Origin of the sequence: Synechococcus sp. H60.2 (genome assembly GCF_047462315.1) — a bacterium.
Lineage (GTDB): Bacteria > Cyanobacteriota > Cyanobacteriia > Thermostichales > Thermostichaceae > Thermostichus.
Map to the genome: position 1 here is coordinate 1 of NZ_JANSIZ010000092.1, position 8229 is coordinate 8229.

Sequence of the window (8229 nt, forward strand, 5' to 3'; positions counted from 1 at the left end):
CGAGAAGGGCTATGGTGCTAAGCCAAGCCCTTCTTTCTTTCGGTTCCCCCTTTGGGAGGATCCCTAGAAATTGGAAACTCCCCTTTCGGGGGGATCCTCAACTGGATTGGACTGAAAATGCGCTTTGAGTTTTGCCGGTATCGGCGGCTCTTCCGGCAGCCCTTGCGCACCCGCTACGGCCTATGGTCTGTCCGGGAAGGGATCCTGATCCGGCTGACGGATCTGGAGACGGGTCAGCAGGGCTACGGGGAGATTGCTCCCATCCCCTGGTTGGGCAGCGAGACTTTGGAGCAAGCGCTGGCGTTTTGCCAGCAGTTGCCGGCTGAGCTATCCGAGGCGCAGATTGAAGGGATCCCAGCAACTCTGCCCGCCACTCGCTTTGGCTTGGAATGCGCCTGGCTGGCCTGTCGGGATCCCGGCTGGCTGGCCAGGGATCTCTCGGGGCTTGCGTTTTGTGGGCTTTTGGGAAAAACCGCGCCCCCAGGTTTCTACCCGGTTTACAAAGGCAAGGTGGGGGTGGATGCCTTTGAGCAGGAGTGGAAAAAGCTGGCAAGCTGGCTGGAGCAACTGCCGCCCGGATCCCGGCTGCGCCTGGATGCCAACGGCGGGCTGACCCTAGAAGAGGCGCGGCGCTGGCTGGCCCTTTGCGACCAGCTCAATCGGGAGTGGCCGGGCAAGATCGAGTTTTTCGAGCAGCCCCTGCCCCCGGAGCAGTACGCCGACTTGATCCAACTGAGCCGCGAGTTTCAAACTCCCCTTGCCCTGGATGAGTCAGTGGCTGGCCTGGAGCAGTTGCAAGCTGTCCACCGCTCCGGCTGGCAAGGGATCCTGGTGGTCAAGCCCTCTTTGGTCGGATCCGGTCTTGCCCTGAGGGACTACCTCAGCCAACACCCGGGGTTGGATCTGGTGTTTTCCTCGGCCCTGGAAACCCCTATTGGCGCTTGGCACGGCCTAGTTTGGGCGGGATCCCTGCAGGCAAAAACAGCCCATCCCAGAGCCTTGGGATGGGGGGTGGGGGAGTTTTTCCCAGAGTGGGATCCCGTTCAATTGGGCGCGATCTCAGCCCAGGAGCGGGCAGCCCTGATGCAGGCGGTGTGGGAGCGCCACAGCCGGCCCTAGACTGCGGCGGCTTGCTTGGCCCGTTCCTGCCGCAGGTAGGCCTGGATAAAGTGCATCAGCTCCTCCGGTTCGCCATTCATAAACGCCTCGACATTGTAGGTTTCGGCGTTGGTGCGGTGGTCTTTGATCAACTTGTAGGGATCAAAGGTGTAGGTGCGGATCCGGCCCCCAAAGCCCTGGGTCACCATCTCGCCGCGGATCTCGGCCAGCTTTTGCCGGCGCTTTTCCTCCTCCAATTCGATGAGCTTCGCCTTCAGGATCTGGATGGCCCGCTCCTTATTTTGCAGTTGGGAACGCTCCTCGGTGCAGCGCACGGCAATGCCGGTGGGCTTGTGGATAACCCGCACCGCCGTTTCCACCTTGTTCACGTTCTGGCCCCCTGCCCCGCCGGAACGAGAAGTCTCGAACTCCAGATCCTCCATCCTCAGCTCGAACTCATTCTCTTCCTCCAGGATGGGCATGACCTCGACGCCGGCAAAGCTGGTCTGGCGCTTGCCGTTGGCGTTGAAGGGGCTGATGCGCTCCATGCGGTGGTTGCCCTTCTCGGCGGAAAGATACCCATAGGCGTAGGGCCCCTCGATCAACAAGGTGGCCGACTTGATGCCGGCCTCTGCCCCTTCCGAGTATTCTGAGAGGCGAACCTTGTAGCCCTGGTTTTCTGCCCAGCGGGTGTACATCTTCAGGAGCATCGCTGCCCAGTCCTGGGCATCGGTTCCCCCCGCGCCGGCGGTGATGGTGAGGATGGCGCCGTTTTTGTCATAGGGGCCGGAAAGCAGTTGCTGCAACTCCCATTGGCTAAGCTCCCGCTCCACCGCCGCCAGGGATCCGGACACTTCCGCCAACAGCTCCGGGTCGGGATCCTCTTGCAACAGCTCCAGGGCGCTAGCAGCATCTTCCAGGCGATCCTTCCAGCGGTGGACTTGATCCCAGGAGGCCTTGAGGCTGTTAAGCTGTTGCAGGTGGCGGCGGGCCGCCTCGGCATCGTTCCAAAATTGCGGCTGCGCCGCCTCTTGCTCCAAAATGGCGATCTGTTGCTCTAGGCGGGGCAGGTCAAAGATAGTCCTGAGCACTGCTCAGGCGCGAGGTGAGCGATTCTAGGCTGCGTCTCAGATCGGCCAGTTCCATGGGTTTGTAGATGCTATCTGAAGTCATCGGGTCTGGGATCCCATCTTAACTTCCTAGCCCGCTGACGGGCGCATCTGGATTGGGGAAATGGCTGGAGGGATCCGAGCCCAGAGGAAGATCGGGATCTTGTTTTGGAGGCTGCCATGGCGAAGGTTCTGGGCTTGCTGTTCGGACTGGCTCTGGCCGGGGGTGTGGCTGCTCTGGCCATCACCAATCCCACCCCGGAAGCGTACGGGGCCTACGCAGGGGAACAATTGGCTGCCTATGCTACACGGGAATACTGCGCCCAGCTCCCGGCTTTTTTGCCCACCCTCATTGAGGAATGTCACGCCCTTGTGCAAGAGCTGCAACCGGAGTTGGCAGAGCTGTTCCTGCGCCAGACCCGCCGGCAAAACTTCATCCTCTTCAGCCTCTACAGCACCGATTTGTCGTTGCTTAACTTTGGCCCGCTGGGGATCTCTTTGCCCACCTACCACTTCCAAACTCTGGCAGTGGCAGGGCAGTTTTACACCTACGAGATCCGCGAGGGCCAGACCACTCCCCAAAAAGGCTAAACCTGGGCCCGCTCCAAGAGGGCTTGCAACTCCTCCAGGGCCGCCTGGGCCGACTGGGCCTGCTGGTAAAGGGATTGCACCATCTCGGCGCTGGCCTGGGCTGATTGCAGGGTGGATTGGCTTTGGCGTTGGATGCGCTCTGCCAAGCCGCGGATGCGGTTGCTGGCTTCGGTGGTGCGCCCTGCCAATTTGCGAATCTCCTGGGCAATGGCGCCAAAACCGCCACCTCCGCCGCTGCGGTTGGCCTCCACAGCCGCATTAAAGGAGAGCAGGCGAATATAGCCCGCCACCTCTACGATCAAGTCAACGATGGTGTTGATTTCCTTGAGCTCGCGGGAGAGCTCCTGGTTGCTGTCGGCAATTTCCTGAAATAGACGGCGAACGGCCTCTACTCCAGCAAAGGTGGCGGCAAAGGTGGATTTGCCCTTCTCCGAGAGCACCGAGCTGATCTCGATGATGCGGTCGTTGAGGCGGGCCAGTTCTTCGGAGCGCTGCTGGGCCTGGCGCCGCTCCCGATCTAGAGCGATGTTCTGGCTGAGGATCTCGGCCTTTTGCCGCTCCAGATCGCGGGCATACTGAAGGCTGCGGTTTTTCTCTTGCTCCAGCTCGGCCAAGATCCGTTGCATCTCCTCCTGCTGTTCTTGCAGCTTCCGCTGCGTGGCCAGATGCACCTGCGACTGGGCCACCAACAACACCGGCACATCCAAAAGGCGGTAGTCCTGGGAACCAACTTGTACCACCACCGGGTCGTAGATGGTCTCCTGGGGCCGCCGGAAGGCCTGGCTGGCCGCCGCGATGACATCGCAGTCGCCGGGGAGCAGCAAAAAGCCCCGTCCGTGGAACTCCACCAAGGAGCTGATGGGCCGCTTCAAAAACACGTCTAGGCCATAGGGCTTGCTCAGCATCCACTCCAAAATGGCGCGGCGGGTCAACATCCCCTGCACCCGCGACCGCTCATCCAGCACGATGACCCCCGAAAGGCTGGGATCATCTTCTAGGCGGCGCACCACGTTCTCGCAGGGGGTGGACTCGCTCACCTGAAAGTCCACCAGGGCCAGATCGCGCAGCTTGGTGTTGATCGAGAGGGTGGGAGTGGGCGGATTGGTCAGGGTAGCCATCACAGGGATCCTCGGCGCGGGTTGGGCAGAGACAAGTGGCCAAGAATGTGCTATGTATAGAGGAGCACAGAGGCAGAGCTCTGCTCGCCTTTCCAGCGAACCGGTGGCAAACAGAGCCGGCCACCCTTAGTTTGGCTTGAGATCTTGTCTTCTGGCTACAAGCCTATACGGGATTGTGCGGAGAGATGCTCTTTCTTTTTCATTTGTGCTTTATTGGTGGGCAGGCGAGGAACCTGTTCTGAACCCAGGGGCTAAGGGGATCTGGGGTTAGTGAGCCTCTTGATAGCGGTGGTAGATCTCCAGGATTTCGCCGCGCCCGCGCTTAAAAGCTGCCACCACTTGCGGATCGAAGTGGCTGCCGCTGTTGCTTTCCACAAAGCGAAAGATCTCGTCTAGATCCCAGGCTGCTTTGTAGGGACGGCGGCTAGCCAAGGCGTCGAACACGTCGGCCAAAGCCACAATCCGCCCTTCCAGCGGGATCCCTTCGCCCTTGAGGCCCCGCGGGTAGCCGCTGCCATCAAACTTCTCGTGGTGGGTGAGGGCAATGATGGCGCTTTTTTTCATCAGCTCCGAGTCGGACTTGCTGAGGATCTCGTAGCCAATCTCAGGGTGGCGGTTCATGATCTGTCGCTCTTCGGGGGTGAGGGGGCCTGGCTTTTGCAAGATGGCATCCGGGATCCCGATTTTGCCCACATCGTGCAGAGGGCTGGCGTAGAAAATCAGCTCCTGTTCATGGCTGCAGAGGCCCAACTCTTGGGCAATGATGCGGGAGTAGTGGCTCATGCGCTTTAGGTGGAAAGCCGTGTCCTGATCCCGATACTCAGCGGCCTGAGCTAGACAAAAAATCGTTTCCAGGTGAGCCGATTTTAGCTCTTCCCGCAAGCGCACATTTTGATAAGCAACAGCTGCCTGGGAAGCTAGGGCTTCGGCCACCTGGACTTCCAGCTCAGAAAACGGCTGACTCCATTCGGCCACCTGGTTGCGCGCTAGCTCAGCAGGACGATCCGGCCTGAGGCGGTTTAAGAGTTGCAAGGCTCCGAGGATGTTTCCTGAGGGATCCCGCAGCGGCACCGTGAGCAGGGAGCGGGTGCGGTAGCCAGTCTGCCGATCCACCTGGGGATTAAAAGCGTAGGGCAGATTGGGGGGCAGTTGGTAAACGTCCGGCAGATTCAAGCTCTCCCCGGTAAGCACTACATAGCCCACGATGCTGGAAGGGCTGAGGGGGAGGCGCAGATCCCGCAGCTCCTCGTTGCGCTTGACCACGAAAAAGCGCAGCTCATCTCCTTCGCGGAGGAACAGGCTGGCCCCATCGCAGCAGGTTAGCTCGCGCGCCTGGGCAACAATCAGCTCCAGCAACCGCTTTAAATCCGTTTCTGAGGAAAGGGCAATCCCCACCTGGATCAGCCGCTGACTCAGGCGCAAGGCAGCAGCAGGCTCGAATTTAGCTTCGCCAAGGGAGAGCTCGAAGGGGGCAGGCCTGAGGGACATGGCTTATCCTCTACTGGGCTACGGGCGTTCCCACCGCCGCCCCGAGGGGGGAGGCTGGGGCTCGCCTATCCAGAGTAACTCTGCTACCCTACTTTACCTGTGGAGGCAAAAGACGATGCAGTGACCCAGATCAAGAGCCAGCCGCCAGAGGAGGTTACCATCCAGCTCATTGTCGGCTTGGGCAACCCTGGCCCGCAGTATGCCAACACCCGCCACAACTGCGGCTTTATGGTGGTGGATCGGCTAGCGGAGCGCTGGGGGATCCCGTTGGTTTTGGAAAAGCGCTTCCAGGGCTCCTACGGAGAAGGGCTTGCCCTGGGGGGCAAGCGGCGCCTGCTCAAACCGGAGACCTACATGAACCGTTCTGGCCAGTCGGTGCGGGCGGTGATGGATTGGTACAAGTTGGATCCCGCCTCGGTTCTGGTGGTGTACGACGATATGGACTTGCCCCTGGGTCGCCTGCGTCTGCGGGGATCTGGCTCTGCCGGCGGACACAACGGCATGAAGTCCATCATCCAACATTTGGGAAGCGAGGCTTTCCCTCGCCTACGGCTGGGGGTGGGCAAGCCCAAAGGCCACCAAGACATGGTTGGGCATGTTTTGGGAAGGTTTGAACCTACCGAGCAGGCAGTGCTGGAGTGGGTTCTGAGGGCAGCAGTGGAAGCAGTGGAGTGTTGCTTGCAAGAAGGATTAAGGGCGGCCATGAACCGCTTCAACCCTCTAGATCTCTCCGAGCCGGTATCTGAGCGAGATTGGCCAGCTCCGCCAGCTCCTCTCGACCCAGCCAAGACTGCGCCCGGAGAAAGCTGACCGCGTCAGGGAGTCGGCCTCCGCAGAGCCACTGGCAGGAGAGGGCAAGGATCCCTCCAGGTTGCTCCCCGCGGGGGAGCGGCTCTCTTGCTAAGCCAGAGAGCCGATAGGTTTCCAAGTTTTGAACGGCAACGTACAGGATCAGCACCTACAAAAACGTCCAGCCCCCCTGGACAATCGCCACCACCCCCAGCCAGCCGGGAATGCACAGCCGCTCCGCCAGATCCACCAAGGGATCCAGCGCCACTGCCACCACCAACGCAATCATCGCGGTCAGCACCAGGTTGCGCAGTTGCCCCAATAGCAGCAGCATCCCTGTGGCCACCACCAGGGCTATGGAGGAGACGGAGAGGGTCAGTTGTCTTCGGCTCATCATCTGGCTGGGTTCTCTTCAAGGGGAGCGTTCCAGTTTTCCTGGGTAACAGATGGCTCTACCACCCTGGAATGGCTTGGCCGCACTTGCCAAACGCCCTCTGCCCAGAGACCCCAAACCCAGAACCTCTCTACCCAACGGGCCAGACAAAGATCCGCAGCAGAAACCCAGCCAGCAGTGGAGTTACTGCAACAGTTCCATCCGTACTGCTTCTACATATTCCAGCAGCTCTGGGGATCCTCTGCCTGCAGCCTGCCACAGCGTCAAAGCACGGCCCAGGTCGGCAGCGGCAGCGGCCCTATCCTCCCCCTGATAGGCGCGCGCCATGCCGCGGTGGTAGTAGCCCTCGGCTTGCTGCGGCTGCGCCTCGATAGCTCGGCTGAAATCCTGAACGGCCAAGTTGAAGTCGCAAATGCTGGCCCACATCAGGCCGCGATGGACATAAGCATCGAAAAGATCGGCAGGGCTTTGGTTTTGCTTGGCCAGCTCGATGGCCAGGTGCGACACATCAAACGCCGATTCCAGATGCCCCTGTTCGGCCCAGATGCGAGAGCGCAACAAGTGAAGTTGGGGGTTGTGATAGGCAATGCGATCCAGGGGGGACAAAGTTGCCAAAGCCTGCTCCAGCTCCCCGAAATACTCGTGTTGAATCCTGGCCTTGAGCAAGTAAGCTTCAGGCAAATAGGGATCCAAAGCAATGGCAATGTCCAGATCCCGCAGCGCCAAGCTCAGCAGGTGGTCAACAGCAGTCGCCTGGTCTGGCTCCGGCAAGGCCAAGGGATCGCCCTGCAACCGATCCCAGAAGTACTGAGCCCGCTGCAGATACAGCTGCGCGTTCCCCGGCTCCTGTTCCAGAAATTGAGCTAGCCGCGCCAGATAGACGCGATCCAAGTGAAAACGCTCACCAGCCTGGGTGGAAAGAGGGATCCCCCTTTGGGCCGCCTGCTGCGCCAGCAACTGATGCGCTTGAGAGCGCTGCTCAAGCTGCCGTACTTGGGCTTCCAGTTGGGCTTGTTGCCTGAGCAGGAGCTCAGGATCGGGTTCATCTGCAAATGCCGCCACTTGAACATTCTGCGCTGGCGCCGAGGAAACTTCAGGGACAGCGCCCCGTCCCTTGCGCAGGGAAGCCAACCAACCGCATTCGCCGCTCAAACACAGCCAAGACAACAAACCCAGAAGCGCCGATCCGGAGAACAAAAGACTGGGCCTCAGCATGGATCCCACCCCACGAACTAGCTTGAGAAAACTTGAGAAAAGAGTTGCCTCTAAGCTAGTTCGCCATAGCCGCAGTGTCCAGACTTTCCCCAACCCTCGGAAACTCCCCCTAGGGGATCCCGCCGCCGGCCAGATCGATCGACTCTACGCAGCGATTCTTTGCCCATCCTTCGTCAGTGGTGTTGCTGGCTACAGGAGCTGAGACCCCCCGCCAACCGGATAAAGTCGGCGCTGCTCAATGCCAAGCTGAACCAAGCGGTTGACCCACGAATCCGGCGGCGCAAGCCCTGGTCATTAGTCCTGGCGGTAAGCTGCCTAATCTCGGCAGTATATAGCCTGGAGTACAGCCTGTTAACGTAAGGTGCGGAATTCCCCACCGTCTATACGGTGGGGATGGATAGCACCCTCTGACTGATTCTGGATGTAT

Annotated in this window: 8 protein-coding genes; 3 read left to right on the forward strand and 5 right to left on the reverse strand. The window is 60.2% G+C overall.

The features are described from left to right. The first annotated feature begins 117 nt into the window (after positions 1 to 117). On the forward strand, positions 118 to 1119 hold the full coding sequence (locus NW845_RS11580; RefSeq protein ID WP_414378649.1) for an o-succinylbenzoate synthase: 1002 nt from the start codon (positions 118 to 120) through the stop codon (positions 1117 to 1119). On the opposite strand, the gene prfB is transcribed toward NW845_RS11580, so the two are convergent. Then, positions 1116 to 2244, reverse strand: a protein-coding gene (gene prfB / locus NW845_RS11585) for a peptide chain release factor 2 (protein WP_414378656.1) whose coding sequence is annotated in 2 segments (ribosomal slippage) — positions 1116 to 2171 and positions 2173 to 2244 — 1128 coding nt in all. Because the reading frame shifts where the segments join, the coding sequence is not laid out codon by codon here. The genes NW845_RS11580 and prfB overlap by 4 nt on opposite strands. Before the next feature lie 143 nt (positions 2245 to 2387). On the opposite strand from prfB, the gene NW845_RS11590 reads away from it, so the two are divergent. Next, positions 2388 to 2798, forward strand: a complete 411-nt coding sequence (locus NW845_RS11590) for a DUF4359 domain-containing protein (RefSeq protein WP_414378650.1) — start codon at positions 2388 to 2390, stop codon at positions 2796 to 2798. On the opposite strand, the gene NW845_RS11595 is transcribed toward NW845_RS11590, so the two are convergent. Further along, on the reverse strand, positions 2795 to 3916 hold the full coding sequence (locus tag NW845_RS11595) for a methyl-accepting chemotaxis protein (protein WP_414378651.1): 1122 nt from the start codon (positions 3914 to 3916) through the stop codon (positions 2795 to 2797). The genes NW845_RS11590 and NW845_RS11595 overlap by 4 nt on opposite strands. Before the next feature lie 267 nt (positions 3917 to 4183). Further along, positions 4184 to 5404 carry an HD domain-containing phosphohydrolase gene (locus tag NW845_RS11600; RefSeq protein ID WP_414378652.1) on the reverse strand — a complete coding sequence of 407 codons (1221 nt, stop codon included), beginning with the start codon at positions 5402 to 5404 and terminating at the stop codon, positions 4184 to 4186. Positions 5405 to 5524: 120 nt separating this feature from the next. Here NW845_RS11600 and pth point away from each other — a divergent pair, with 120 nt between their 5' ends. Next, complete coding sequence (gene pth / locus NW845_RS11605) at positions 5525 to 6214, forward strand: aminoacyl-tRNA hydrolase (protein WP_414378653.1); 690 nt, start codon at positions 5525 to 5527, stop codon at positions 6212 to 6214. A 148-nt stretch (positions 6215 to 6362) separates the two neighbouring features. Here the strand turns inward: pth and NW845_RS11610 are convergent, their stop codons facing one another. Next, positions 6363 to 6590 (reverse strand): hypothetical protein, encoded by a 228-nt coding sequence (locus NW845_RS11610; RefSeq protein WP_414378654.1) that lies wholly within the window; start codon positions 6588 to 6590, stop codon positions 6363 to 6365. A 180-nt stretch (positions 6591 to 6770) separates the two neighbouring features. Continuing rightward, entirely contained in the window at positions 6771 to 7649 is an 879-nt protein-coding gene (locus NW845_RS11615; RefSeq protein ID WP_414378655.1) for a hypothetical protein, read from the reverse strand. Positions 7650 to 8229 lie beyond the last annotated feature (580 nt).

Excerpts from the sequence above, each read along its gene's own strand:
- NW845_RS11580 (WP_414378649.1), top strand. The coding sequence starts at position 118 with ATGCGCTTTGAGTTTTGCCGGTATCGGCGGCTCTTCCGGCAGCCCTTG.
- NW845_RS11590 (WP_414378650.1), top strand. The coding sequence starts at position 2,388 with ATGGCGAAGGTTCTGGGCTTGCTGTTCGGACTGGCTCTGGCCGGGGGT.
- NW845_RS11595 (WP_414378651.1), bottom strand. The coding sequence starts at position 3,916 with ATGGCTACCCTGACCAATCCGCCCACTCCCACCCTCTCGATCAACACC.
- NW845_RS11600 (WP_414378652.1), bottom strand. The coding sequence starts at position 5,404 with ATGTCCCTCAGGCCTGCCCCCTTCGAGCTCTCCCTTGGCGAAGCTAAA.
- NW845_RS11610 (WP_414378654.1), bottom strand. The coding sequence starts at position 6,590 with ATGATGAGCCGAAGACAACTGACCCTCTCCGTCTCCTCCATAGCCCTG.